The organism is Roseivirga seohaensis, from assembly GCF_001592945.1.
GTDB lineage: Bacteria > Bacteroidota > Bacteroidia > Cytophagales > Cyclobacteriaceae > Roseivirga > Roseivirga seohaensis.
On record NZ_LRPB01000049.1, the window covers coordinates 293,396 to 318,162 of the forward strand.

Here is a 24,767-nt window from a genome sequence, read left to right on the forward strand (position 1 = left end):
TAAGAACTTTATTGATTAAGCTTCAGCAGCTTCTCCTGAAAAAGGAACAACAGAAACGTATGATCTGTCTTTTTTACCTTTTCTGAATTCAACCACACCATCAGACAAAGCGAATAGGGTATGGTCTTTACCAATGCCTACGTTTGTACCTGGGTGATGCTTAGTTCCTCTTTGTCTTACAATGATGTTACCAGCAATAGCGGCTTGTCCACCGTATATTTTAACACCTAGTCGTTTACTTTCCGATTCACGACCGTTTTTCGAACTACCTGCTCCTTTCTTATGTGCCATGGTAAGTTGTTATTTAGATATTGTTTCGATTAAGACTTTGGTGAAGTTCTGGCGATGGCCATTTTTCTTCTTGTAACCTTTTCTTCTTTTCTTCTTGAAGACGATTACTTTATCACCTTTAACGTGTCCGATAATTTTACCGGAAACTTTTGCACCACTAACGGTAGGTGCGCCTACCTCGACTGTGCCATTATTGTCTAACAATAAGACTTTGTCGAACTCTACGGAAGCGCCTTCTTCGCCTGCCATTAATGGGGCATAAACGAATTGGTCTTGTGTTACTTTGAACTGCTTTCCTGCTATGTCTACAATTGCGTACATTATTTTGAATCTTTTCAAAAACGGACTGCAAAGATAACAGTTTGATTTCTAAAACCAAACCAAATGTTCGGCATAAATGCAAGAGATTTAACAATATTAAATTTTCATTTTTTTTGATCTTCAATTACGTTGAATACAAGTGTAAGTTATTAATGATGATGGTGGTGCTAATAATTTGATAATAAGAAATATATGTGATCATATTGAAGGTGCTACATATGAAAAATGATCAAAAAAATCACGTTGATTTTTACGCAGTTTTGTGTAATATTTGTTTCAGGTTACGACCCCAAAACAACAACCTATCTTTCTGCTAAAGTCTCATTCCCAAGAATGCCAGACACTTATAGTAGAAGTACCTTATATTGTATAGGAATACTATCCCAAGGTGATGCCTCAAGGATAAAAATTTGCGTCAGGCAAAACTTGATGCAGCGTAATCTTTTTATTTAAAAAATAAAACCGATATCGAGAGATGAGTGAGCGAAGAGCAATAACAGAAGAACCATTATTGAAAGAGAACAAGGACAGGTTTGTGCTTTTTCCAATCAAGCATGATGACATCTGGGGTTACTACAAAAAAGCAGAAGCCAGTATGTGGACTGCTGAGGAAATAGATTTGCATCAAGATTTAACCGATTGGGAAAATAAGTTAAATGATGACGAGCGCTATTTTATTAAGCACGTGCTTGCGTTTTTTGCAGCTTCTGATGGTATCGTAAATGAAAACTTGGCAGAGAACTTCATTAATGAGGTTCAATATACTGAAGCAAAGTTCTTCTACGGTTTTCAGATCATGATGGAGAATATCCATTCTGAAACCTATTCGCTTTTAATAGATACTTATATAAAGAACCCTAAAGAGGCGGATGAGCTTTTTCATGCTATCGAAAACTTCGATGCGATTAAGAAAAAAGCAGAGTGGGCTCTGAAATGGATTGAGTCTCCTTCTTTTGGTGAAAGGCTGATTGCTTTTGCGGCAGTTGAAGGTATTTTCTTCTCTGGTAGCTTCTGTTCATTGTTTTGGTTAAGAAAAAGAGGCCTAATGCCTGGACTTACCTTTTCGAATGAACTGATTTCTCGTGATGAAGGTTTGCATTGTGATTTTGCAGTACACCTTCACAATCAGCACTTGATTAACAAGGTGCCGAAAGAAAGAATTAAAGAAATTATAGTTGATGCTTTAGATATAGAAAGAGAATTTATTACTGAATCTCTTCCCGTGCGTCTGATTGGAATGAACTCCGATTTGATGACGCAATACTTAGAGTTTGTTGCAGATCGACTGTTGATGGAATTGGAATGCGAAAAAGTATACAACTCCACCAACCCTTTTGATTTCATGGAAATGATTTCACTTCAAGGTAAAACCAATTTCTTCGAAAGAAGAGTAGGTGAATACCAAAAAGCTGGCGTGATGAAGGAAGGAGATGACGCGGATGCTCACAAGTTTAGTATGGATGAAGATTTTTAGTTTATATTTATAGACACCCCCAAAACCCCAAATATGTTAGTAGTAAAAAGAGATGGCAGACACGAGTCGGTAAAGTTCGATAAGATCACTGCCAGGATAGACAAACTATCCTACGGATTAGATCCCGCTTTCGTTGAGCCTGTGGAAGTAGCCAAGAAAGTAATTGAAGGATTGTATGATGGAGTAAGCACGCTAGACTTGGATAACCTAGCAGCAGAAATTGCGGCTACCATGACCGTGAAACACCCTGATTACGCAAAACTTGCAGCAAGAATTGCCATTAGCAACTTGCATAAAACTACCAGTAAGTCGTTTTCAAACACTATGAAAAGGCTCTACACTTATGTAGACCCTAAAACAGGTGAAAACGCTCCATTGATATCGAAAGAAACTTACGGAATAGTGAAGGCCAACGCTGCCACACTAGATTCCAACATTATCTACGATAGAGATTTTAGCTACGATTACTTCGGTTATAAAACCTTAGAGCGTTCGTACTTAATGAAAATCGATGGTAAAATCGTTGAACGTCCACAACACATGCTCATGAGAGTAGCTGTGGGTATTCACGGAGAAGACATTGAAAAGGCAATCGAAACCTACAATCTGCTTTCAGAAAAATGGTTTACACATGCCACTCCTACTTTATTTAATGCAGGTACGCCAAAACCACAGCTTTCATCTTGCTTTCTACTAACAATGAAAGATGACAGTATTGATGGTATTTACGATACCCTAAAGCAAACTGCTAAAATTTCGCAGTCGGCTGGTGGTATTGGGCTTAGCATTCATAATGTGAGAGCAAAAGGTTCATATATCAAAGGAACAGGTGGGGTTTCCAATGGTATCGTTCCTATGTTAAGAAATTTTGACATGACGGCTCGTTATGTAGATCAAGGTGGTGGGAAAAGAAAGGGGTCTTTTGCCATTTATATGGAACCTTGGCATGCCGATATCTTCGATTTCCTTGACTTGAAAAAGAACCACGGAAAAGAAGAATTAAGAGCAAGAGATTTGTTTTATGCACTTTGGATTTCTGACCTCTTTATGAAAAGAGTTGAGAATAACGAAGAATGGACACTTTTCTGCCCTAACGAAGCACCAGGTTTGGCCGATTGTTATGGTGAAGAGTTTGAAAGATTGTATGAAAAATACGAGCGCGAAGGCAAAGGTCGTAAGACAGTAAAAGCGCAAGATCTTTGGTTCGAAATACTAGAATCTCAAATCGAGACGGGTACACCTTATATGTTGTATAAGGATTCGGCCAACAAAAAATCAAACCAGAAAAACTTAGGTACAATTAAGTCATCCAACTTATGTACTGAAATTATAGAATACACTGCTCCTGACGAAGTAGCGGTTTGTAACCTTGCCTCTTTGGCATTGCCAAAGTTTGTGAACGAAGAAACCGGTAAGTACGATTTCCAAGCTTTGTATGATGTTACCTATGTAGCAACTAAAAACTTGAACAAGGTAATTGATGTGAATTATTACCCTGTTGAAGAAGCTAAGAATTCAAACATGCGCCACCGACCAATTGGTTTGGGTGTACAAGGCTTGGCCGATGCATTCATTTTAATGAGAATGCCATTTGATTCTCCTGAAGCGCGTAAGTTAAACAAGGACATTTTCGAAACCATTTATTTTGCAGCCATGACGGCTTCAAAGGATTTGGCGAAAGTAGAAGGTCCTTACCAAACGTTTAAAGGTTCGCCAGTATCTAAAGGTATCTTCCAATACGATATGTGGGGCGTTACGCCAGATTCAGGACTTTGGGATTGGGATAACTTGAAAAAAGAAGTGAAGAAGCATGGTGTAAGAAACTCCTTGCTAGTGGCGCCAATGCCTACTGCTTCAACTTCTCAGATTTTAGGAAACAACGAGTGTTTTGAACCTTATACTTCAAACATTTATACAAGAAGAACTTTGTCAGGTGAATTCATTATTGTGAACAAACACTTAATGAAAGACTTGATCGAGCTAGGCTTGTGGAATGACAACATGAAGAATAAGTTAATTGCAGCCAAAGGTTCAGTTCAGGCCATTCCTGAAATTCCTCAGCACATCAAAGACCTTTATAAAACAGTTTGGGAAATTTCTCAGAAGAGCATTATTGAAATGTCTGCCGATAGAGGTGCCTACATCTGTCAGTCTCAGAGTTTGAACATTCACATTCAGGATCCGAATTTCGGAAAAATGACTTCTATGCACTTCTATGCTTGGAAGAAAGGCTTGAAAACAGGAATGTACTACTTGAGATCGAGAGCAGCAGCCGATGCTATTCAGTTTACAGTAGACAAGGCCGCAGCCAGTACACCAACTGCAGCACAACTAGAGCAAAAAGCAGCCGATATGGCTTGCTCGCTAGATAATCCAGATGCTTGCGAAGCTTGCGGTAGCTAATTAGAATTTAATATTTGATAAAGAGCCCTTACAGCAATGTGAGGGCTTTTTTTGTATCTTTAAAAGATTAATGGGTTGTAAATGAAAGTCTTAGGTTACTTTTTGATGTTGCTGAGTGTTTTTGCTGGGGTGCTTGTCTTTTTTGTTTCTGGAGCTATTGAAATAGAACTGTTCGATGGGCTATGGAATTTACCCATTAAGGTATTTACCCTAATTCTTTCGGTGACCTTGCTTTTCTTTGGAATAAGAATTTTGAGAAGAAAAAGCAGGAGGCTAGAGGTTTAGCCTAGCAAATCTTCATACACCATGTTGTAATCAGAGTTCTTTTCAATAGAAGTAACGCTCACTGTTTGTACTTTGCCCTCACGGTTCATTACAAAGTCATTCCATTCATCGCCTTTGCCGCCAGTTTTATGGAAATCGATAATCTCTTTTTGAACAAATGTATTGTGCGTTTCTAGCCAAAGTTTGAACCAATGTCTTCTTTCCTCCCTAACTGCTTTAGGGTAAAGTGTGCTCGAACTCCAAATGTGAGGTTGAGTTGCATCTAATGGCTTTACATGCAAGTCATTTTCGTCCCAAACCAATTCAGTAGCGCTTAAATTTCCGTTCTCTTCAATTAAAATTAAGGTGAAGGGTTCTATTCCTTTGAAGTTGTATTGATCTACAAAGTGTTGAACATTACTGTATTTGAAAAAATCGAGCAGCATAATGCCGCGGCTAAGTTTGTAAGGCGGTTTGTGATGGTGCTTTTCAAACGCTCCGTTCAATAAACATAAGGTAAATTGCTTCTTGTCCGTAGCTATCCAAGTTCCTCCTGCAAGCGGATCTTTAGGAAAGAATATTTCTTTACCATGGACTTCATAAGCTTGTGGCGCATGGGCAGCCCGCTTAGGGGTTTCGTCCCGGTTAGAAGTTAAAATGTATGATGAAGCTCCTTTAGGAAGGAAGGTTACTGTGCACATTCAGAATCTCTCTGATATTTTATAGTAGAATAAGCTACCCCAAAACTTTCAGGGATTTTGACCTCAGAAAAGGCGTTCAGTAATGCAATTTTAATGATGGCCATATGGTGTACAGCATGTTCAATATTGTATTGCAATTCTCTAAATAAAGTGGTGTTGATTGTTACGGGTTCATTGCCATCAAGAGAATAGTTGGCGTACATTGTTACAGGCTGATCTTCTGAAATGGCCATGATTTCTTGCCCTAAGCTATTCATTTTTTCAATGGCCAAAACACGATTTTCTTCTAATACTTTATCATGCGAGCGCTTATCGTAATCTACTTTTCCAGATATGTGCCCCACCATCATTAGGTCATAAAACTCAATGATATGTCTGATGTGTTTCCCAATAGAATTCTTAGATAGAATATTCAAAGGAGACCTAAACTCATTATCCTTAAGTTGATTTGAGATGGTAATGAGCTGGTTGAGTATTTCAACCGAAATTTGCTGTAACTGCATTTAAAGTGTGTTAAAATTTAGGCCACTAATAGGCAAAGTTACCAAAATATTCAATTATGTACATCTGCCTAAGTCTAAAGAAATTAAGCCTGCGTTTAAAAAGCAAGAAGATTAATTTTTAGAAATAATTTTTTCCCATTCGCTTTCTGCTTTTCTAAAAAGGTGTGCTTCGTCTTTATTCCAATCCTTTAATGTGTTATTGAACCTAAAGTTATAGAAAAGGAAAAGTCGGTTATTCTTTATTTTAAATGTTTCTGGGTCAATTTTAACCTTATCGCCAAAAGCCATAGCGTATGCACAATAGCCTCCATAGGCAGGCTCATATTTTGATGGATCGTTATCAAACAACGTTTTGTGTTTGATATTGGCGAAATAGTAAGTTGCCCCGTTGTGGGTTGATGATATGCTTTTATTGCCTTCTAGTGCTTTATTTTCTGTAAAGTAGGCCACAGGGTCGTAGCCCTGTATGGCCAAGCCCTTTTCTAAATTATAATTTCCTGAATTAGTAGTCTGAGCATTCAGTCTGTTGATGAAACAAAAACTGACCAGTAGTAGCAAGGCGAAGTTTAATTTTTTCATTCATTTTTATTTTGTCTGTCAGGTAACGCTAGCTACTGTTCAGTAGTTGCTACATCCACTTACGTAATTAGCTAAAGTGTTAGATCGCAGACATTTTCAATTCGTAAGAAATTGAGAATTAATTATTCTTGTCTGGCTCTTTTTCTTTAGTGGTGATCAGCACTACACCGCCTGTTCCGCGTTCACCCCATCTCATCACTGCTTCAGGGCCATTAAGTACGCGAATAGATAAAATATCTTTAGGAGTAACTAAGGATGAAACTGCTCCATAGTCTTTGCTATGATCGATACCATTTACCACATACAATACACTCCCTGGGTTAGACATAAAGTTGGTGTTGGCGTACCTTCCTGCTATAAGATTAACGGTATACATACCGCCCTGACCTGTTACTTTTAGTGTGCCTAAACTTTGAAGGGCGTCTCCTAAGGTTTGATAAATGGAGTAGTCTTTTTTGGGAGCTCGGGTGCGCGAGTTTTGCATATTTTGAGCACAAGATGAACTCAATAGTAGGATTGAAAAAATGGCTACTGATTTAATTAAGTGCTTCATGGTAAGTGTTTTAGCTGATTGTGACGGGCGGTAATCAATAAAAGCCAGATTATGGTGCGTTATTGGTCGATGTCTTTATTTCAACAACGCCTCCAGTACCTCTTTCTCCCCACCGCATAACGGCTTCTGGGCCATTCAATACGCGTATGGATATGATGTCTTTTGGAATCACCAACGATGAAGCATTGCCGTAGTCTTTCCCTTGGTCAACTCCATTAATTACATATAATACGCTTCCAGGGTCTGCGCCAAAATTGGAGTTGGCAAACTTTCCAGCTACGAGTGTTACAGTAAATGCCCCACCTTGTCCAGATACCCTTAATGTGCCGACACTTCGCAATGCATCGCCAAGGGTTTGGTAGATAGAATAGTCCTTTTGCTTTTTACTGTTTGACCCAGAACTACTCGCGCATGCTCCTAGAGAGAGAGATAAGATAATGATTAAGAAGGGTTTAATAAGAGGCTTCATAGTTAGTAAAGGTTGATTTTGTTCAACTAAATATACAAGAATGGAAAGGAAATCCCTTACTTAATTTTAATTCGTAGTTGAACAAAATTCTCAAGAGATGCTTTTTTGCGTTGTAAATCCAATCATGACTATCTCCATTAAAATTCAGATTAGCAATAAATTGACGATATTTCGTGAAAAATTGCTTCGATGGCACAACGAAAATATAACCTAGAGGATCTTACTCGACTATCATACTTTACCCTAGAGCGAGCTTTGGCTTCTATTTTTTGGATGGATCGTGAAGGTAGAATTGTGTATGCCAACGATACTGCCTGTAAGAATTATGGCTATACAAAAGAGGAGTTTCTTAAAATGCTCATTTATGAGGTAAACAGAAACTACACAGAAAGTAGCTATAAAGAGATGTGGAAGCGTTTTCCTGCTGAAACTAGATTTACCATGGAATCTACACATTTCACTAAAAGCGGAGATGAAATTCCGGTAGAGATATTTTTAAACTATGCCGAATTTGAAGGCGAGGCCTATAACATCAGTTTTGTTCTTGATATTAGCGAACGAAAACGAAAGGAAAAGCTATTAAAATCCATTACTCAAAATACAACTGCAGCTATTGGTGAAGACTATTTTAAACTATTGGTAGAGAATATTACCGATGCCTTAGGAGTAACAATGTCCATTGTAACCGAATGTACTAGCGAAGAAAAAACCCGCTTGCGTACTTTGGCTTACTACGAAAATGGGCAGCTACAAGAAAACATTGAATATGATGTGGCAGGAACGCCTTGCGAAATTATTCTTAAGACAATGAAACCTTACCATCAGAGTAATAGTGTAGGTAATGATTTTTATAAAGATGAAGGTGTAGAAGGCTATATCGGTTTTCCTATTGTGTCTAGAATGGGGGAGTGCATAGGCAATTTGGCTTTGTTTAGTGACCATGAACTTCATATTTCTGAAGAGGAAATTCAGATCTTAAATACCTTGGCCGAAAGGGCAAGTTTGGAGATTGAGCGAAATGCGGCAAAAACTAAACTGATTAAGGCCTTAAATGAAGTTGAAGACTTGAAAGATCGACTCGAGGCAGAAAACTCATACCTACAGCAGGAAATTAAAACTGAACATAACTTTGAAGAGATCATAAGTCAGAGCCTAAAATTCAAACAAATTTTAACTCAAGTTGAGCAGGTAGCCAAAACAGATGCGACAGTCTTGGTTTTGGGTGAGTCGGGAACAGGTAAAGAGTTGCTTTCTCGAGCAGTGCACAACATCAGTAACCGAAAGAATAGGCCATTGGTGAAAATTAATTGTGCGTCACTTCCTTCCAACCTAATTGAAAGTGAACTTTTTGGACACGAAAAAGGAGCTTTTACTGGAGCATTTACGCGCAAGTCGGGTAGGTTTGAATTGGCCGATGGTGGCACTATTTTTTTAGATGAAATTGGGGAGTTGCCTATTGAGCTTCAGGCCAAGCTATTGCGCGTATTACAAGAAGGGGAGTTCGAAAGGCTTGGCGGCACCAAAACAATTAAAGTGAATGTTCGAATTATAGCTGCAACCAACCGCGAGCTGGAAAAGGAAGTGGCAGAAGGAAGATTTAGGGCCGATCTCTATTATAGATTGAATGTATTTCCAATTTACAGCATTCCGTTACGAGAACGTAAAGAAGATATACCTTTATTGGTCAGTCATTTTGTAGATAAGTATGGTGCAATATTGGGTAAGAGAATATCTAATATTCCGAAAGGTGTAATTAAGGCGCTGCAAACGTATCATTGGCCCGGTAATATTCGCGAATTGGAAAATGTAATAGAAAGAGCAGTAATTATTAGTGGTGAGCAAAAGCTAGAACTGGCAGGTTGGATGCCCAATAAAACTACTGAGCAATCAGAAACAGAATTACTAACCTTGGAAGACTTTGAAAGAAAATACATTCTCAAAGTTTTGAACGAAGTGATGTGGCGTGTGAGCGGAGAGAAGGGAGCCGCAAAGATTTTAGGAATGAAGCCAACTACATTAGAATCGAGAATGAAAAAACTCGGGATAAAAAGGTAGTTTAGGTGAAATTTGTTTTTCACGAAATATCGTAATTATTTTTCTGATTGCTATCTGCTGAAGGGAGTTTAGCTCATAACTTTCTGACTAATTGATGTTTGCCGAATAAGTCACTCAAATTACATTCTTGAAATATGATTCCGCTTATTTCATGATATTCACTTTATATCGGGAATATTTATCAGTGTTTTTAACATGGTATTTTTGAAAAAACGTAGTCAATTAATTGTATATCAATTAATTAAATAGATAAGTTATTGCTTGGCACATTCATTGTCTTAATGCAGACAATTCTGCAGACGGCAGAATGACAAGTATGGCTTAGTAATTAAAGTAGGGCTAAAAGTGTCTAAGGTTTTAATCGGTTGTTTATCTTTCAACCCGCAAATGAAGAAGAAGAAATTACCCCTGTTTATTGTTAAGTGGTTGAGCTATGAGTATTGGCCCTTTTGGTTGTTTTTTATGCCATTAGTGCCATGGTGGATTTACCTTGCTATCAGAGCTCGGTCGTTCACTTACTTTACGGCAGCCAACCCAGGTATAGAACACGGAGGTGTTTTTGGCGAATCTAAAATTGATATTCTTAAGAAAATTGATTCAAAATATTTACCTAAAACCCTTTTCTTCAAGAAGCTAACCCCTTGTGAAATCGTAACTCAGGAGTTGAAAAACATCGAATTGGAGTTTCCGATTATTGTGAAACCCAATGTGGGTGAGCGGGGTAACGAGGTGGAGAAAGTTGAAAATGTAGCGGCATTGGATCGGTACATCAAAAGGTCGAAAGAAGATTTTATTATTCAGGAATTTGTGAGTTATGATATCGAGTTGGGCGTTCTGTACTATCGTTTTCCCGACAGCGATAGAACCGGAATTACCTCGGTTGTAACCAAAGAGTTTTTGACGGTAACGGGTGATGGCAAATCCACTATTCGTGAATTAATGGAATACGATGACCGTGCACGACTTCAGCTAGAAAGCATGACGAAAAGACTAGGTTCTGCGCTGAATGAAGTCCTTCCTGAAGGTGAAAGGAGAAACTTAGAGCCAATAGGAAATCACTGCAGAGGCACCAAGTTCTTAAGCGGAATGCATTTGTTGAACGATCAATTGGTAAACGTGTTTGATGATGTAGCTTCTGGAATTGATGGTTTCTATTTTGGTCGGTTTGATTTAAAAGTGAAGTCGGTGGAAGACCTATATCAGGGTGAAAACATCAAAATTTTAGAACTCAACGGAGTAACTTCTGAACCAGCGCACATTTACGACCCGTCTTATTCATTGTTCAGGGCTTATAAAGAAACGGCTGAGAATATGATGATGATGTACCGAGTGAGCAAGGCCAATATAAAACAAGGAGTAAAAGTGACTCCAGTTTTTGAGATGGCACGTTTGATCAAAACGCACTTTGGTCGTGAGAAAAATGAAACTATAAACCAAAGCATGACTACATGATTTGGCACATATTTCAAGCTTTAATTTTAGCAACAGCAATTAGTTTCGCAGGGTCGATTCAATTGGGACCGGTTAATTTCGGTACCATCAGAACAGCCCTTCGGTACAATAAAAAATCAGCCATACTTTTCGGTTTTGGGGGAAGTTTACCCGAACTATTCTATAGCGCTTTGGCCTTGGGTAGTTCAAATTTACTCAGTCGTTACGAATATCTTGATGACTACCTCAAATACCTGACAATCGGTGTTTTATTCATTTTTGGAATATATCTGATATTTCAAAAGCCCACTGAGGCAAGTGAAAAGGACAGTCCAGATAAAGGCAACCACGTATGGCGCGGTATGGGTTTCGGAATTCTAAACCCTCAATTATATCCTTTTTGGCTCTTCATTATTACAAACCTCAGAAGCAATAATCTGCTTACGGATGAGCGCTGGCCTGTGCAAGCGGCATTCGTAATTGGTACTGCTGCAGGGGCTTTTCTGCTGCAATATTTAGTGGCGGTAGTTACCTCTAAAAAGAGGGAGTTTGTATACATGAAATTAACGAAGAACTACAACAAAGTACTCGGGGCAGTAATCCTCGCAGTGGCAGTTTTTCAACTGGTAATAAACCTGTAAGAGCAATGCAAAGAGAAATTAAGTACTGGTATTTGAGGAATTATGACCTTTTCTCAAACCTCACAAAAGAACAAATCAATGACCTTTCGGGCATTTCTAAATTCGTGAGAATGAAGAAAGGCCACACCATTTATTTTGCGAACGACCAAGTAAAACGCGTTTACTTTCTTATTAACGGCAAAATAAAAATCAGCGAAATGGACCAATCGGGCAATGAAATGATCAAGGACATTTTGCTTACTGGAGACCTGTTTGGAGAAATCTCTTTCAATATGCTTACGCTCAGCCATGAGTATGCTGAAATACTTTCTAGCGAAGTAATTCTCTGCACTTTCACCATGGACGAGTTTGAAGAACTGATGCAAAAACACCCAATGCTTTGCTTAAACTTTACTAAAAAAATAGGGGATAAACTACGCAAGTTAGAGCACCGCCATGCCAATTTGGTGTTTAAAGATGTAAAAGAAAGGCTTAAGGACTTTCTTAAAATGTGGGGGATTAACGAAGGGAAAGACACTCCTGAAGGTGTGTTGATCAAGAATTACTTAACTCATAATGAAATCGCCAGTTTGATCAGCTCTTCTCGCCAAACCGTAACTACCATTATCAACGAACTTAAAGAAGAAGGCGCATTGTCTTACTCCCGCAGCCAAATTGTAATTCCGAATATTGCGGTGTTGAGTTGAGTGAGGGTGATAAGATTAACAGCCGCAACGCTTCTTTTTTACTCAATGGGCTGAGTTCTGTTTTGTCCACAAAGTCAATAAGTTTTGCTGCATTTAGCAAGTTTATAGGGGACTACTTCTTTAATTGGCCAGAATAGATATGCTGTTTTTTAGAGACTGTGAAGTATTCATTTGAAGTTTTAGGTAGCAAATGATGATCTATGATTTCAAAGTTCTCTTCTGGGAACAGCATCTTTAGGTCTTGTAGTTTTAAAGGGTTGATTTTTGGTGTTAGTCCTAATTTATTTAGAACAGAAAACAGGCCATTCATAAATGGTTTTTCAGCCATACATGGTGTAACCGAAACTATAAGACCTTCTGGCTTTAACAATTCATGCATTCTTGAAATTACTTGCTCTGCAGACTCGAGTAAGTGAAGTACATGGAAACATAAGATGACATCGTATGAAGCTGGCTTGAGGTAATTATCAAAAATGGTTGCCTGCTTGTATTGAACGTTTGTTATTTGCTGCTTTTGAGCTTTTGTTTTAGCCAAATCGACCATCTTCTGAGAGAAATCAATGGCGTCAATCTGCTTAACTAATGGAGATATTTCATTAGCTATAAGACCAGTTCCACAACCAAAATCTAAGACCAGATACTCAGGTTTTAAATATTGGGCTAATTGATTTATAGTCTCCTGATATTTTTCCTTGTCCTTTTTTTCCTCTCTGTCATATGAGCTGGCCGCTCGATCCCAGAATTTTACTGCTTTGCTTAAAGTGTTATTTTTCATCAACAAAGTAATTTATTTGAAACAGGTAATGACATCTTGCTCGAAGTATGGGACTTGATTTACCCAAAACATGTAACTCACTTTCAAAAAGTCTTTTGCAAAAGCATGTAAAAGAGGTACAATATTACTTCTTCCGTCATCTCCTTTATCTTGCTCTTCATTATAATCTAAGTCTGCGCCTGTTTTGCCAATGTAGTTTCCATCTTGAATTGCAATACCAAGGGGTACGGTGAATGCACCTTCGTGCATTTGGGCGAGTGCATGATTGAGTTGCCCTTTTCTGGTTACCATTAAGTCTGGTCCACCAAGTCCCACTCCAATTTCTTCTCCGTATTGATAAATACTTTTTAAGTAACCTTTATCATCAAAAGGAAGCCATTCTCCGGGAATGAAATTAGCGTAAACCATAGTTGTGGAAGTTGGAAAAGCTTTTTTCAAGGCTAACATATTCTCTTTAATTCCTTGAACATAGGCTTCTTCTGAAAAATCAGAGTCGCTTTTAGTAACTCCAATGGCTGTTTCTTGGAGGTTGATCCCTTCAATTTCACCATCGAATTCTTTGCCAAGTGCAGTTAGCAATAGGGCGTATCGCTCCCTTACATTTACATTCCAGCGCTTGGCTACCCATCCTTCTGGTTCTCCATTTTCATCATGTTGTAAAATGGCGCCACCTTTATATTCTTTGGTGGTTAAGTATGAAGGGACAGCTTTATATTTGGGGTCAAATGTCACATCTTGTAATTGTATAAAAAGCTTTTTACCAAATTGTTTTAAGTAGCGGACGTCCTCTTCAATAGCCGTAAAATCGTATTCATTTTTATTTGCTTCTAGATCTTTCCAAGCATACATAATCTGTGCACCTGTAAAAGAAGAATGTTGAAGTAATGGATGACCTTTTAGTGCTTCTCTGTCTCTTGCAAAGTATACAAAGTGTTTAATGCCATCTTCAGGGATAGGACATTTGGCATTCAGGTGTTTTTTATAAGCATCAGTGTATCTTTCTGAAGGGTTCTGCCAACCTTGAGCCTGAGAAAAGAACGGCAGAGATAACATTAAGTAAAGAATTGACAGGGATTTAATATTGTATAAAGTCATATTTAACGATCAGGATTTGTTTATCAATTAGCTTTTGTCAGCGTGCTTACTTTACCTCCTTGCTTCAATATCATTTGTCCCTTTTCAGGAATGAATTTGATTTGAATTCCTGCCAGGTCGTATTTAAACTCTCCTTTTGCTGTAGCTTGTAAGTTCATTTTGGAGTCTCCAGTTGCTTGTATTTCTAGCTGTTTACCACGTTTTATTACCATTAGTTCTACAGGAAATGTTTCGCTAGAATACACACCCACATATTGGTTTAAATCTGAAGGCTTTGGGTTGTAGGTTCTAAAATCGGGTATGTCAAAATGCTGGTTAAAGAGCGCGTTAACTATGGTTACGGAGATCAGGTTGAGGCTATAGTCCATTGCATTGGCGGTGATGGCAAAAGCATATTTGCTGTCTTCAAAATATCTTAAAGCAGTCTGAAAACCATCTATTTCTCCATTATGGCCATAACTGACTTTATTGTAGTAAAGTGTTTTGAATAGCCCCATTCCAAAGCCGTCTTGAATGGTTTTCATCGTCTCCAAACTCTGCTCCGATAGTATTTTATGATTGAACAAAGCATGGGCAAATAAAACTAAGTCGGTGGGTGTGGAGGTGATACCGCCAGCTCCTAAGTCAATCGAACTGTGTGTCTCGTCCATTTTCATCCATTCTCTACCTAATGTATAAGCATAACTTTCGTTGTTGTTAATATTGATTGGAGTACCAAAAAAGGTATTCACCAAATGGAGAGGCTCGGTAATATGCTCTTTAAGTACAGTGGAAAATGAGCTTTGAAATACTTCTTCAAGAATATAAGACAGAAGAACATAGTTTGAATTGCTGTAGGCCGCCTTGGTATTTGGTACAAAATCACTACCTCCTTGCGCGATGAGTGCTACCATTTCTGTCTTCGTTTTTGAATTGGTGTGGTAACTCAAAAATTCATCTTTATCATCTGTGTAATTATGAATACCACTTCTATGGTTCAGTAGGTTTGAAATCGTTATTTGCTCAGAATTTTCAATACTTGGAAAATAGTTGTATATGGTTTCGTTCAGTGATACTTTGCCCTCCTCTATGGCTTTAAAAATTAAGGTGGCAGTGAATAGTTTTGAAACCGAACCAATTCGGTACTTTGTGTTGTTATTTGGTTCTTTTTTAGTCTCTAATTCAGCAAAACCTACCTGTTTAGTGTAAATTATTTGTCCCTCTTTTAACAGAGCTACACTTCCCATAAATTTATTATTGGCAGCTAGCGTATCGAAATACTCACTGAGCCTGGTGGTATCTATTCCTTGGGTCCTTCCTGTTTGGACTAAAATGACAAAGGTCAGAAATGAATAAAAAAATCGTCTTAGCATCATTCTCTATTTTTTAGTAAGTTCATCGTAAGTACTTTGTATTTCAGACAAATCGGGCTCTTGCTGCATCCACTTTACTCGCTCTTTTTGTGTAGGCATCCACCTGTACAGCCAGCTAATTCCCCATTTTTTGTAGTACGTGTCTTCTTGTTGATAGATAGGGTCGGTTAGCGATTCTTCTAGGCTTATAATTTCGTAATTTTCGTTATTCAGCCTTTCAATAATTTTAGATAAATAGTCTGCATTAATGGCGTTGTCATGGCATAAATAAATATGCTTTACTGGGCGGTTGTAAATTTGACTTGCCAGAGAATCGAAGAAAGTGACAAGCTCAACGGTTTTGTTTACATATAATTCTCCAATTTTATGGGCTTTGCTGGTTTGGCCATTTTTTAAATAATGCTGATATACGGTATCGAACATCCAATCAGAACTTTCAATGGTAAATGGTGTAATTATGTACCCCTTTTTGCTTAATGCACTTTTTACTTGTGTATGCTGAAGTGAATCCAAGCCCAAGTCGTTAAAGGGAAATCTAAAGTACTTTAGGCTCTTTTTATGTTTTGATGCATAGGTTCTTGTCAGCTTTTCTCCTTTTTCAACATCACTCATGAAGTTTTCTAGCCCTACATCTGAATATCTAGGATGCCTGAAGGTATGATTTCCAATAAGTGCATTTTCATTCTTGATCCAGGCTTCTAAGAGCTGCTCATTTTTTTTTGAATAATCTGTTTTAGAGATTTTGGTCTCATTAATAAAGATTGTAAACGGAATATCTAAGGAGTCTAGCACATTCATCAATACAGACCTGAAGCTGTCTTTCTCAAACTTTGAGGTATTAGGTACATCATCAATTGTAATAGAGATTGATTTTCCTTGACCAAAGGACAATTGATGAGTAAGCAGGGTTAAAAGAGCGATGGTTAAGTTTTTAAGCTTACTAAGTTTCATGTTGTTTAATGATTGTTTTGAGTTGGTTTAAAGGTTTGAATTATTTTACTGTCGACCCAGTAAATATCTTGATTGCTAGTAAAAAAGAAGTATTTGCCATCTTTACTAACGAAAGGGCATAATTCGTGATTTGGCGTATTGATAAGCCCACCCATATTTTGGGCTTTTGACCATGAGCCCTCCTTATTCTTAAAGCTTATATATAAATCACCTTGGCCGTAACCTTCTTTTCTTATGGCACAAAAAATCAAATATTCTTCATTTGGATCGATAAACACATCAGCTTCATAAGCATTGGTGTTAATTGTGTTACCAAGTAGTTTGCTAGGCTGAAAAGCGCCATTTATATTTCTGGAAACATAAATATTAAAATCGTGCTGCCTTTCATTTTTGGCTTCTCTATTCGAAGCAAAGTACATATCTCCGGTAAGAGTGAACGAAATATAATACTCACTTTTATCTGAGTTTATAAAAGGCCCTGCATTAATCATTTCTAAGTTCCATTCCGAATTGTTTCTTTCGATATACCATATATCATAGTCTTCTTTAGCTTGGAGGCCATCCACTGTTCGTTCTGAAATAAAGTATAACCTCTTTTCGTCTGGAGATAAAAATGGATCGTTGACACTATATTTTGGGTGTGAAAGTAATGTCCTTGGCATACTCCAGGTATTGCCTTCTAACTTGGTAAATCGAATTTCAGATTTGCCATTTACGTCTACCCCGTAGTAAAATTCAGTGGCCTGTTGGTTGAAAACCGACCCAAATTCTGATTCTTCTTGGGTAGAAATAAGGTTAGGAGCAAATATTTCGGGGCCTGTTGTAGGTGGCGCTTGCCCTAGATATTTTAGCTTGTTATCTACTTCCTGTGAATAAATAAGGTTGGTGAAGAATAAACAGAGAATGAATATGGAACTGATCAACGTTTTCATGTTTAGTCAATCCCAAATTTACCGTTCATTTCGTTTAGAATTTTTTCTGGGTCATAACCTATACCCTTTTTAAATACTGTTTCTACTCTTTCAATCACATCAGCATTGGTTTTTAAATCTCCGTTAAGAATTACAAAGTCGGCTCTTTTGCCAACTTGTATTAATCCTATATCGTTACGCCCTAATGCTTTAGCTCCATTGCTGGTCATTACCTGAATGGCTTCTTCTGCTGTAAAGCCAGCTTCCACTAACAGTTGATAATTTCTTTGATCACCAAAACCAGGTAAAATGTGCCTTCCGGCATCCACACCGCTGCACAAAAGCCCTCCCATTTTAAAGTATTGATATTCAAAAGCCATAATTCGTTTAAGCCTATTTTCTCTTGTTAAATCTTCAGTTTCTTTATCAAAACTACTTCTGCGTTCATCGTATTGGCTTTGCAAATAGGGGGACATTATTTTTAATGATCTATCGTCAACAAAGGCCCTATTGGGCACGCTGGCTTCGTAAATGGCTAAGGTTGAAGTTAAAAATACTTGATTATCAATCATTAGTTGTTGAAGGTTTTTGACGGCTGAGCTGTTGATAACCAGTTCATCTAAATATTCTGTGCTTCCATTACAAACGCCATACGATTTATTGGATCTAAAATCGCTAGTGCTGTTTAACCCATGTTCTATACCATCAATCCCCAACTTTGTAGCTTCTTCAAAGGTAATCGAACATAAGTGACCTCTTACTTTGGCCTTGTTTTTATGAGCTTCGTCAATAATGATTCTCAGGTCGTTTGGATTAGTATTTCTATACACCTTAAACCATTCTACTCCTTGCTTTATCCAATGTTGCATGGTATCGCGTAGGTGTTGTTCATTTCTAGGAATTATCATGTTAGGGTTACCGCCAGCGCCAGTGATAAAGGGAGCGCTAGGGATAATTTCTGGTCCAATAAGTTCTCCTTGAGTGATTTTCTTTGCAAGAATAATTTCATGCTCTGGAGATGCTGCCCCACAGGTTTGAATGGTGGTAACTCCAGAGGCTAAATAAAGCTTTGAGGCTTCAGCTCCAACGTTTGGGAACTGCGGAATATGTAAATGGTTGTGCATGCCTACAATGCCAGGAATAATTGTTTTATCTTTTAAATCTATTACCAAGGCATTTTGAGGTACTTGAATGTTTTCTCCAAATTCTTGAAACAGGCCATTGTTGACAATAAGTGTTTGGTTTTTCCTTAGTGAGCCTCCCGTGCCATCTATTACAGTGGCATTTGTTAAAGCAATGACTTCTGCATTGTATTCTATATACGATTGAGCTATTTGAAGTGAGTCAGAATTTTTATTGGAGTTGTACGGTAAAAATGTACTATTGGCAGTTTTTGGTATTGCGCTGGTATAGATTAGACTCGCAATCACTAATTCAAAAACGGGAAGGAGCAAATTGACTTTGAGTTTTTTAATCATTGATGGTTAAGGTTTAATTTGATTGTCCTCAATGCTGATTTTCAAGGCCAAAAATATTTAATACACCAAACCTGGTATTGTAAAAAATGGACATTCTAGCTACTTAGTTTGTAAAAATCACTAGGGTTAAAACCAGTAAAGCACTTAAACTCATGAATAAAATGTGCTTGATCGTAAAAGCCATGGGTATAAGCCTCTTCTAGAATTGATTGGCTATTTGGCTTTTTTATGATGGATTCAAATCGAATTATTCTTGAATACATCTTGGGATTGAATCCAGAGAACTCTTTAAATCGTCTTTCAAACTGTTTTTGCGAGAGACAAAAATCACTGGCTAGATTCGATATTTTAGTTTTTCCATTACGTTTTTTTATTTCTTGTATAGCGTTGACTATAAGCCTGTCTTTATACCGTTGTTTTTCTATTAGCGATTTAAAGAAAAATGTAATGACGTTTATTCGTTCTTGAGTCGTGGCAGCCAAAGCTACTTTTTCTGTCAGTATTTCCCCTTCCGAACCTAGAAAGGTATTTAGGGAAATAAACTGGTTATTAAGTTCTAAAGCTGGAATATTAAAAAGGGTTGGAATAGAATAAGAGTAGATTGATACGCCAATAAGATGGTAAAAGCCATCTACTTGGAATTGATTGGGTTGATTGGTGTGGCCTTGTACAACTGAAAAAAGTAGCTTAGAGCGGGGAGTGTCATTTTCAAATGCAAAGGTAAACTCAGTTAAACTGTTTGCTATAACATAGTATCTTGAATTCGGACTTTGATGCTCTGAATTCCATGTTCCTACCCAAAAGTGGCTTATTATGTCTTTTAATCCTTCATCAGGTGGTATAATTTTATATCTCATCCTTACTTTTTATCAATTGGTAATTAACCGCATAAAGTTGGCAATACAACCAATCTAAGGCTAAACGAACTGAAATTGAGGGATATTTTTTGGGATAGCAAAAAACTATCAGTACGACTGATTAAAGAAAAGTAGGTTATGTTGCTAAAATTATTTCAACACCCCTCACAATGTTCATCTTTCCCCTCGAATTCAAAGGTGGCGTGGTCGATGTGTTCTTGTTTGAGTAGGGATTTGGCTTTTGACTTTATGTTGGCCATTTCGACCATGGAAATTTCCTTTTCAATGACAAGGTGTGCAGAAAGCACATTGTATTCTCCGTCCATCGACCACACATGACAATCGTGTACGCCAGTAATTTCCGGAATAGAAAGTAAGGTGTTGTGAATTTGTTCAATATCTACCTCGCTAGGTTTGGCTTGAAGAATAATGAGTGTGCTTTTTCTAAGGTTTCGGAAGGCATTGTAAATAATGTACACTGCGATGAATAGTGAAAGAATCGGATCTATAATAGGCAAATCCCAGAACATCATTACTAAGCTGCCAATTAACACGGCCACCCAGCCTAACACGTCTTCTAATAAATGGAGAGAAATGACTTCTTCATTAATGGAAGAGCCCTTTCTAAGTTTTAGCACCGCAGCTCCATTAACAATTACCCCAAAAATGGCGAGGAACATCATTCCTTTTGCGTCTACAGTTTCGGGGGCAAATAAGGCAGGAATGGCTTTACTAAGAATAATGCCAGAGCCCACCAAAAGTACTACTGAGTTAATGATGGCACCTAATAGGGAAAAGCGCTTATAACCATAAGAAAATTTCTTGTCACGGCCTTTTTGAGAAAGCTTTTGAAAATACCAAGACAGCCCAATGCTGAGGCTATCGCCTAAATCGTGAAGGGCATCGGAAAGAATAGCCAAACTGCCAGTGTAGATTCCACCTACAATTTCTACAATTGTAAAAAAGAGATTTAAGAAGAAGGCAACGCGTAAGTTACCTGTTCCATGATGATGGTGGTGATGTCCGTGATGATGATCGTGTGCCATGCCTCAAATGTATAAGACAAAACCGTGCAACAGGGCTTCAAGAAGGCTTTGGTTTATGAACCCATATTTATTGAGTTACTTTAAAAAATCTAAATTGAACCTCATCTTCATTTTGTTGGTCTTTCACTCGAAAGAAAATTCCTTCGTTGCTGACAAAAAGATTATGGTTTATGTCGATTTCCTCAATTGGCAGTTCATGGTAGCTCAATTCTTCTGTTTCAGTATTAATTACAATAAGAGTTGCTCCGAGAGGGTTGGGGATAGATTTTTCATTACCGTCTACAAACTTTGGTTTAGCACCATGATAAAGTACCCTGTATAGATGTCGACCATTAGGAGACATTAGCATTTGTTTGTAATAAGCTGGTTGTTTTGGGTTTTCATGAATGCTCATTCCTCCTTCAAAGTACTCTGCTATACTGATAGTTGCGTAATCAGTATAATTAGCAACCTCTATTGTAGGAACTCCAGCATAGATTGCTTTAACCAATTCTCCTTTATTAAAAATATAAAGACTATCAGAAATTGAAGTGCTACTATAGAGATGATTTTTATTGCGGTTAAAGAATCGAAAAATATTGGAGTTCCACTCACGCCTTTTTTTTGCTTCTTCCTGTACTTTTAACACCTCATCAAAACTGTTGATTATCTCTTCTGTTTGAACAAACTCCTTGATGATGGAGTCCTTCTCAAAATCATAAATTGCGTATTCATAACTTTTGCTATTTCTACGTATTTGAGAGATCACCATTTCTATTTGGCCATTTTTAAAATATGAATCTTGGTTGAAGCGGTAGCTTTTTGAATCAGGGCTTACCATAACAACTCCATTTTTATGCCTAGCACCCTTGCTTTTCTTTGTAAGTACTTCTCCTTTATTGTTGATGAGATGGATGCCCATTGACCCGTCAACAAAAATTGAATCTATGGTATGTATGAAGAATTTGTTGGCATTTTTTACTGCGTTAGGACCATCTTTTTCCATGCTAATCTTTTTGAAAAGATCATTAGTCTGATAATCATATAGGTAGATGGAGTGGGTAATTCGGTCGTAAAAAGTAATGTATTCCTTGTTATCGATGGTGGACAATTTGAGGGCTGTTAAACCTTCAAAATTCACCCCGTCTTCAAGAGCTAAGGTTTTAATGCCACCATCAGAAATGGTTAAAGCCTGAGTTTTGCTGCTTTTATTGGTGTCCTCCTTTTCCTGCTGGCAAGAAAATAGGGTAAGAATACAGGTAGATAAAAGTAGTATCGTATGACTTGATCTATTCATTCCATTTATTTGAACTATTAATTTAGTTAAAATAAATTTAGACACAACCATTCCGTGAAATTCTTAACCAAGGATTTCACTCTTAACTAATTCACGGATCGCTGATTTCTGTTTAGTGACTCGCTCCTTCCTTAATTGCTTCTACTACCTCTGGGTTAAACAGCGTTGAAATATCTCCCAAATTGTCACCGTCTCCAGAGGCTATCTTTCTCAGGATTCTACGCATAATCTTGCCTGAACGGGTTTTAGGCAAGCCTGGTACAATCTGGATTTTATCTGGTCTGGCAATTGGCCCAATGATTTTATTAACCGTTTCTTTAATTTCCTTGGTCAGACCTTCTTCAGTTCGGCCATCCATATCGCAAATAACAAAAGCATAAATGCCTTGGCCTTTAATATCGTGCGGATAACCTACTACTGCAGATTCAATCACTTTAGGGTGCTCGTTAATGGCATTTTCAACCTCGGCTGTGCCCATTCTGTGTCCAGAAACGTTGATCACATCGTCCACTCGCCCTAGAATTCTGTAGTAACCGTCTTCATCTCTTTTCACGCCATCGCCAGTAAAGTAATGGTTAGGGAAAGTAGAAAAGTAGGTTTGTTTGCAACGGTCGTGGTCGCCATAAGTGGTGCGCAGCATAGAAGGCCAAGGGAACTTGATGCAAAGATTTCCTTCCACAGAATTGCCTTTTAATTCGTTTCCTTCATTGTCTAAAATCACCAACTGAATGCCAGGTAATGGCAGTGTGGCATAAGCTGGTTTGGTTGGAGTAATTCCTGCTAAAGGTGAAACCATAATTCCACCCGTTTCGGTTTGCCACCAAGTGTCTACGATTGGGCATTTTCCTTTTCCAACATGGTCGTGATACCAGTGCCAAGCTTCTTCATTGATCGGTTCACCTACGCTACCCAATACTTTTAATGAATCTAGTTTATAAGGTTCAATTGGTTCGGTGCCATAGGCTTGCAAAGCCCTGATGGCCGTTGGTGCGGTATAAAACTGATTGACCTGATGTTTGTCGCAAATGGCCCAGAATCGACCAGCATCAGGAAAAGTAGGCACGCCTTCAAACATAATGGAAGTGGCGCCTGCCAACAATGGCCCATAGACAATATAAGAGTGGCCAGTGATCCAACCGACATCGGCCGTACACCAATACACATCGCCTTGGTTGTACTGAAATACATTTTGAAAGGAATAGGCAGTGTAAATCATGTAGCCACCGCAAGTGTGCACCACACCTTTGGGCTGGCCTGTCGAACCAGAAGTATAGAGGATGAAGAGCATGTCTTCTGAATCCATTTCCTCAGCTTTGTTTTCGGTAGAAACTCCTTCAATGGCATCATGCCACCAAATGTCGAGGCCTGAAGTCATTTGAATGTCTTGACCAGTTCTTTTTAATACGATTGTGCTTTCAACGGAGTCGCAATTCTTTAGTGCTTCGTCTACCACTTCCTTTACGGGAATCTGTTTGTTGCCTCTGAAATTACCGTCCGCTGTAATTACCATTTTAGCTTTACAGTCATTAATGCGGTCACTTAGTGCATTGGCAGAGAAACCCGCAAATACAATAGAATGTATGGCACCTATTCGAGCACAAGCTAGCATGGCGATGGCTGCTTCAGGCACCATGGGCATGTAAATAATTACACGGTCGCCTTTACCAACTCCTTTGGCTTTAATAGCATTAGCAAACTGACAAACTTTGGCGTGGAGTTCTTTATAGGTGAGGGTGATATGCTCTTCTTCGGGGTCATTCGGTTCCCAAATAATTGCCGCTTGGTCGCCTCGGGTGTACAGGTGGCGATCTAAAATGTTTTCGGTGATATTCAGTTTTCCGTTAACGAACCACTTTACATCTGGTGTTTCAAAATTCCAGTCCACAACCTTATCCCATTTTTTCCTCCAGTGGAAGGAATCGGCAATTCTAGACCAAAAAGATTCTGGATCTTGAACACTCTTTTGGTATTCGTACATATAACCGCTTAGGCTGTGGATTCTGTCGCTCATATTTTCTGGTTTTACAGCCCATTTTAATCATTTATGCGCTTAACTGAAAGAGGTTTTGTAGATCAGTTATGTAATTGTAGATTTGTTAAGAGCCATTAATCATTATGAGTGAAAAGATTTACAAGTTTGAAGCTGTTATCCAAAATGGGGGAGAAAAATGGCCAAATGCAGCTTGTGTTACGCTTCCGTTTAATGTAGAGGAAGAGTTTGGAACTAAGGGTCAGGTGAAAGTAAATGCTACTTTTGATGGGGTACCATACCGCGGCTCTATAGCCAATATGGGAACTGGCCATATTTTAATTTTAAGAAATGATGTTAGGGCTGTCATTGGAAAAAGTCATGGAGAAACAGTAATTGTAACCGTTCAGAAGGATACTGAAGAAAGAGTGGTAGAAGTGCCTGATGTATTAAAGGCAGAGTTTAAGATTCACCCTAAAGCCGAAGCTTTTTACAACTCGCTCTCGTACACCAACCGCAAAGAATACGCTCGATGGATTGATACCGCCAAACGTGAAGAGACTAAAGCCAAGCGTTTAGAAAAAACGATTGAAATGCTCTTGACTGGGGTGAAACACCCTTAAGTACTGAGTAAAAATATTATTGATTTTTTACTTTTTTGCATTGAAAATCAGTATTCTTGCTAT

Annotated in this window: 25 protein-coding genes; 8 read left to right on the plus strand and 17 right to left on the minus strand. The window is 38.2% G+C overall.

Annotation, left to right across the window (positions count from 1 at the left end):
• Window positions 1-15: 15 nt before the first annotated feature.
• Both rpmA and rplU read right to left on the minus strand, forming a co-directional pair.
• Window positions 16-291 carry a 50S ribosomal protein L27 gene (gene rpmA, locus AWW67_RS18185; RefSeq protein WP_062303575.1) on the minus strand — a complete coding sequence of 92 codons (276 nt, stop codon included), beginning with the start codon at window positions 289-291 and terminating at the stop codon, window positions 16-18.
• A 9-nt stretch (window positions 292-300) separates the two neighbouring features.
• A complete protein-coding gene (rplU, locus tag AWW67_RS18190; protein ID WP_053222506.1) occupies window positions 301-612 on the minus strand; it encodes a 50S ribosomal protein L21 in 312 nt (103 codons plus the stop codon).
• Window positions 613-1,087: 475 nt separating this feature from the next.
• Here rplU and AWW67_RS18195 point away from each other — a divergent pair, with 475 nt between their 5' ends.
• From AWW67_RS18195 to AWW67_RS18205, 3 genes are all read left to right on the plus strand, one after another.
• Complete coding sequence (locus AWW67_RS18195; RefSeq protein ID WP_053222507.1) at window positions 1,088-2,086, plus strand: ribonucleotide-diphosphate reductase subunit beta; 999 nt, start codon at window positions 1,088-1,090, stop codon at window positions 2,084-2,086.
• 33 nt (window positions 2,087-2,119) lie between these two features.
• The gene (locus AWW67_RS18200; protein ID WP_053222508.1) at window positions 2,120-4,489 is read left to right on the plus strand and encodes a ribonucleoside-diphosphate reductase subunit alpha; all 2,370 of its coding nucleotides are present in this window, start codon (window positions 2,120-2,122) and stop codon (window positions 4,487-4,489) included.
• Window positions 4,490-4,570: 81 nt separating this feature from the next.
• Complete coding sequence (locus AWW67_RS18205; protein ID WP_062303576.1) at window positions 4,571-4,774, plus strand: hypothetical protein; 204 nt, start codon at window positions 4,571-4,573, stop codon at window positions 4,772-4,774.
• Here AWW67_RS18205 and AWW67_RS18210 read toward each other — a convergent pair.
• The 5 genes from AWW67_RS18210 to AWW67_RS18230 all read right to left on the minus strand — a co-directional run bounded on the left by AWW67_RS18210 (window position 4,771) and on the right by AWW67_RS18230 (window position 7,558).
• Entirely contained in the window at window positions 4,771-5,454 is a 684-nt protein-coding gene (locus AWW67_RS18210) for an NRDE family protein (protein WP_062303578.1), read from the minus strand. The genes AWW67_RS18205 and AWW67_RS18210 overlap by 4 nt on opposite strands.
• The gene (locus AWW67_RS18215; protein WP_053222511.1) at window positions 5,442-5,957 is read right to left on the minus strand and encodes a DinB family protein; all 516 of its coding nucleotides are present in this window, start codon (window positions 5,955-5,957) and stop codon (window positions 5,442-5,444) included. The genes AWW67_RS18210 and AWW67_RS18215 overlap by 13 nt, the downstream gene beginning before the upstream one ends.
• 111 nt (window positions 5,958-6,068) lie before the next feature.
• Window positions 6,069-6,536, minus strand: a complete 468-nt coding sequence (locus tag AWW67_RS18220; RefSeq protein ID WP_062303579.1) for a YHS domain-containing (seleno)protein — start codon at window positions 6,534-6,536, stop codon at window positions 6,069-6,071.
• A 118-nt stretch (window positions 6,537-6,654) separates the two neighbouring features.
• Entirely contained in the window at window positions 6,655-7,089 is a 435-nt protein-coding gene (locus AWW67_RS18225; protein WP_062303581.1) for a TonB-dependent receptor plug domain-containing protein, read from the minus strand.
• A gap of 49 nt (window positions 7,090-7,138) precedes the next feature.
• Complete coding sequence (locus tag AWW67_RS18230; RefSeq protein ID WP_053222514.1) at window positions 7,139-7,558, minus strand: TonB-dependent receptor plug domain-containing protein; 420 nt, start codon at window positions 7,556-7,558, stop codon at window positions 7,139-7,141.
• A gap of 189 nt (window positions 7,559-7,747) precedes the next feature.
• Between AWW67_RS18230 and AWW67_RS18235 the strand changes: the two genes are divergently transcribed.
• The 4 genes from AWW67_RS18235 (at window position 7,748) to AWW67_RS18250 (ending at window position 12,371) form a co-directional block, all read left to right on the plus strand.
• Window positions 7,748-9,613, plus strand: coding sequence for a sigma 54-interacting transcriptional regulator (locus AWW67_RS18235; protein WP_082794100.1), 1,866 nt, complete (start codon window positions 7,748-7,750; stop codon window positions 9,611-9,613).
• A gap of 387 nt (window positions 9,614-10,000) precedes the next feature.
• A complete protein-coding gene (locus AWW67_RS18240; RefSeq protein WP_062303584.1) occupies window positions 10,001-11,065 on the plus strand; it encodes an ATP-grasp domain-containing protein in 1,065 nt (354 codons plus the stop codon).
• Entirely contained in the window at window positions 11,062-11,685 is a 624-nt protein-coding gene (locus AWW67_RS18245; protein ID WP_062303585.1) for a LysE family translocator, read from the plus strand. The genes AWW67_RS18240 and AWW67_RS18245 overlap by 4 nt, the downstream gene beginning before the upstream one ends.
• A gap of 5 nt (window positions 11,686-11,690) precedes the next feature.
• The gene (locus AWW67_RS18250; protein WP_062303586.1) at window positions 11,691-12,371 is read left to right on the plus strand and encodes a Crp/Fnr family transcriptional regulator; all 681 of its coding nucleotides are present in this window, start codon (window positions 11,691-11,693) and stop codon (window positions 12,369-12,371) included.
• Window positions 12,372-12,483: 112 nt separating this feature from the next.
• Here AWW67_RS18250 and AWW67_RS18255 read toward each other — a convergent pair whose 3' ends face one another.
• The 10 genes from AWW67_RS18255 to acs all read right to left on the minus strand — a co-directional run bounded on the left by AWW67_RS18255 (window position 12,484) and on the right by acs (window position 24,123).
• Entirely contained in the window at window positions 12,484-13,146 is a 663-nt protein-coding gene (locus AWW67_RS18255) for a class I SAM-dependent methyltransferase (RefSeq protein WP_062303587.1), read from the minus strand.
• 12 nt (window positions 13,147-13,158) lie between these two features.
• Window positions 13,159-14,199, minus strand: a complete 1,041-nt coding sequence (locus AWW67_RS18260) for a hypothetical protein (RefSeq protein WP_176700081.1) — start codon at window positions 14,197-14,199, stop codon at window positions 13,159-13,161.
• 65 nt (window positions 14,200-14,264) lie between these two features.
• Window positions 14,265-15,596: a serine hydrolase domain-containing protein gene (locus tag AWW67_RS18265; protein ID WP_089082059.1), complete on the minus strand. Its 1,332-nt coding sequence runs from the start codon at window positions 15,594-15,596 to the stop codon at window positions 14,265-14,267.
• Window positions 15,597-15,599: 3 nt separating this feature from the next.
• Window positions 15,600-16,544, minus strand: a complete 945-nt coding sequence (locus AWW67_RS18270) for a polysaccharide deacetylase family protein (protein WP_062303589.1) — start codon at window positions 16,542-16,544, stop codon at window positions 15,600-15,602.
• Window positions 16,545-16,549: 5 nt separating this feature from the next.
• A complete protein-coding gene (locus tag AWW67_RS18275) occupies window positions 16,550-17,476 on the minus strand; it encodes a PD40 domain-containing protein (RefSeq protein WP_062303590.1) in 927 nt (308 codons plus the stop codon).
• Window positions 17,477-17,478: 2 nt separating this feature from the next.
• Complete coding sequence (locus tag AWW67_RS18280; RefSeq protein WP_082794101.1) at window positions 17,479-18,933, minus strand: amidohydrolase family protein; 1,455 nt, start codon at window positions 18,931-18,933, stop codon at window positions 17,479-17,481.
• 95 nt (window positions 18,934-19,028) lie between these two features.
• Entirely contained in the window at window positions 19,029-19,790 is a 762-nt protein-coding gene (locus AWW67_RS18285; RefSeq protein WP_062303592.1) for a helix-turn-helix domain-containing protein, read from the minus strand.
• A 155-nt stretch (window positions 19,791-19,945) separates the two neighbouring features.
• Window positions 19,946-20,836, minus strand: a complete 891-nt coding sequence (locus AWW67_RS18290) for a cation diffusion facilitator family transporter (protein WP_062303593.1) — start codon at window positions 20,834-20,836, stop codon at window positions 19,946-19,948.
• Between the two features lie 67 nt (window positions 20,837-20,903).
• Complete coding sequence (locus AWW67_RS18295) at window positions 20,904-22,112, minus strand: DUF4221 family protein (RefSeq protein WP_176700082.1); 1,209 nt, start codon at window positions 22,110-22,112, stop codon at window positions 20,904-20,906.
• A 112-nt stretch (window positions 22,113-22,224) separates the two neighbouring features.
• Entirely contained in the window at window positions 22,225-24,123 is a 1,899-nt protein-coding gene (acs, locus tag AWW67_RS18300) for an acetate--CoA ligase (protein WP_062303596.1), read from the minus strand.
• 104 nt (window positions 24,124-24,227) lie between these two features.
• Here acs and AWW67_RS18305 point away from each other — a divergent pair, with 104 nt between their 5' ends.
• Window positions 24,228-24,704 carry a YdeI/OmpD-associated family protein gene (locus AWW67_RS18305; protein ID WP_062303598.1) on the plus strand — a complete coding sequence of 159 codons (477 nt, stop codon included), beginning with the start codon at window positions 24,228-24,230 and terminating at the stop codon, window positions 24,702-24,704.
• Window positions 24,705-24,767 lie beyond the last annotated feature (63 nt).

What these genes read in the sequence shown, in the direction of transcription:
- rpmA (WP_062303575.1), bottom strand. Translation starts at nt 291, where the DNA reads ATGGCACATAAGAAAGGAGCAGGTAGTTCGAAAAACGGTCGTGAATCG.
- rplU (WP_053222506.1), bottom strand. Translation starts at nt 612, where the DNA reads ATGTACGCAATTGTAGACATAGCAGGAAAGCAGTTCAAAGTAACACAA.
- AWW67_RS18195 (WP_053222507.1), top strand. Translation starts at nt 1,088, where the DNA reads ATGAGTGAGCGAAGAGCAATAACAGAAGAACCATTATTGAAAGAGAAC.
- AWW67_RS18200 (WP_053222508.1), top strand. Translation starts at nt 2,120, where the DNA reads ATGTTAGTAGTAAAAAGAGATGGCAGACACGAGTCGGTAAAGTTCGAT.
- AWW67_RS18205 (WP_062303576.1), top strand. Translation starts at nt 4,571, where the DNA reads ATGAAAGTCTTAGGTTACTTTTTGATGTTGCTGAGTGTTTTTGCTGGG.
- AWW67_RS18210 (WP_062303578.1), bottom strand. Translation starts at nt 5,454, where the DNA reads ATGTGCACAGTAACCTTCCTTCCTAAAGGAGCTTCATCATACATTTTA.
- AWW67_RS18215 (WP_053222511.1), bottom strand. Translation starts at nt 5,957, where the DNA reads ATGCAGTTACAGCAAATTTCGGTTGAAATACTCAACCAGCTCATTACC.
- AWW67_RS18220 (WP_062303579.1), bottom strand. Translation starts at nt 6,536, where the DNA reads ATGAAAAAATTAAACTTCGCCTTGCTACTACTGGTCAGTTTTTGTTTC.
- AWW67_RS18225 (WP_062303581.1), bottom strand. Translation starts at nt 7,089, where the DNA reads ATGAAGCACTTAATTAAATCAGTAGCCATTTTTTCAATCCTACTATTG.
- AWW67_RS18230 (WP_053222514.1), bottom strand. Translation starts at nt 7,558, where the DNA reads ATGAAGCCTCTTATTAAACCCTTCTTAATCATTATCTTATCTCTCTCT.
- AWW67_RS18235 (WP_082794100.1), top strand. Translation starts at nt 7,748, where the DNA reads ATGGCACAACGAAAATATAACCTAGAGGATCTTACTCGACTATCATAC.
- AWW67_RS18240 (WP_062303584.1), top strand. Translation starts at nt 10,001, where the DNA reads ATGAAGAAGAAGAAATTACCCCTGTTTATTGTTAAGTGGTTGAGCTAT.
- AWW67_RS18245 (WP_062303585.1), top strand. Translation starts at nt 11,062, where the DNA reads ATGATTTGGCACATATTTCAAGCTTTAATTTTAGCAACAGCAATTAGT.
- AWW67_RS18250 (WP_062303586.1), top strand. Translation starts at nt 11,691, where the DNA reads ATGCAAAGAGAAATTAAGTACTGGTATTTGAGGAATTATGACCTTTTC.
- AWW67_RS18255 (WP_062303587.1), bottom strand. Translation starts at nt 13,146, where the DNA reads ATGAAAAATAACACTTTAAGCAAAGCAGTAAAATTCTGGGATCGAGCG.
- AWW67_RS18260 (WP_176700081.1), bottom strand. Translation starts at nt 14,199, where the DNA reads ATGTTATCTCTGCCGTTCTTTTCTCAGGCTCAAGGTTGGCAGAACCCT.
- AWW67_RS18265 (WP_089082059.1), bottom strand. Translation starts at nt 15,596, where the DNA reads ATGATGCTAAGACGATTTTTTTATTCATTTCTGACCTTTGTCATTTTA.
- AWW67_RS18270 (WP_062303589.1), bottom strand. Translation starts at nt 16,544, where the DNA reads ATGAAACTTAGTAAGCTTAAAAACTTAACCATCGCTCTTTTAACCCTG.
- AWW67_RS18275 (WP_062303590.1), bottom strand. Translation starts at nt 17,476, where the DNA reads ATGAAAACGTTGATCAGTTCCATATTCATTCTCTGTTTATTCTTCACC.
- AWW67_RS18280 (WP_082794101.1), bottom strand. Translation starts at nt 18,933, where the DNA reads ATGATTAAAAAACTCAAAGTCAATTTGCTCCTTCCCGTTTTTGAATTA.
- AWW67_RS18285 (WP_062303592.1), bottom strand. Translation starts at nt 19,790, where the DNA reads ATGAGATATAAAATTATACCACCTGATGAAGGATTAAAAGACATAATA.
- AWW67_RS18290 (WP_062303593.1), bottom strand. Translation starts at nt 20,836, where the DNA reads ATGGCACACGATCATCATCACGGACATCACCACCATCATCATGGAACA.
- AWW67_RS18295 (WP_176700082.1), bottom strand. Translation starts at nt 22,112, where the DNA reads ATGAATAGATCAAGTCATACGATACTACTTTTATCTACCTGTATTCTT.
- acs (WP_062303596.1), bottom strand. Translation starts at nt 24,123, where the DNA reads ATGAGCGACAGAATCCACAGCCTAAGCGGTTATATGTACGAATACCAA.
- AWW67_RS18305 (WP_062303598.1), top strand. Translation starts at nt 24,228, where the DNA reads ATGAGTGAAAAGATTTACAAGTTTGAAGCTGTTATCCAAAATGGGGGA.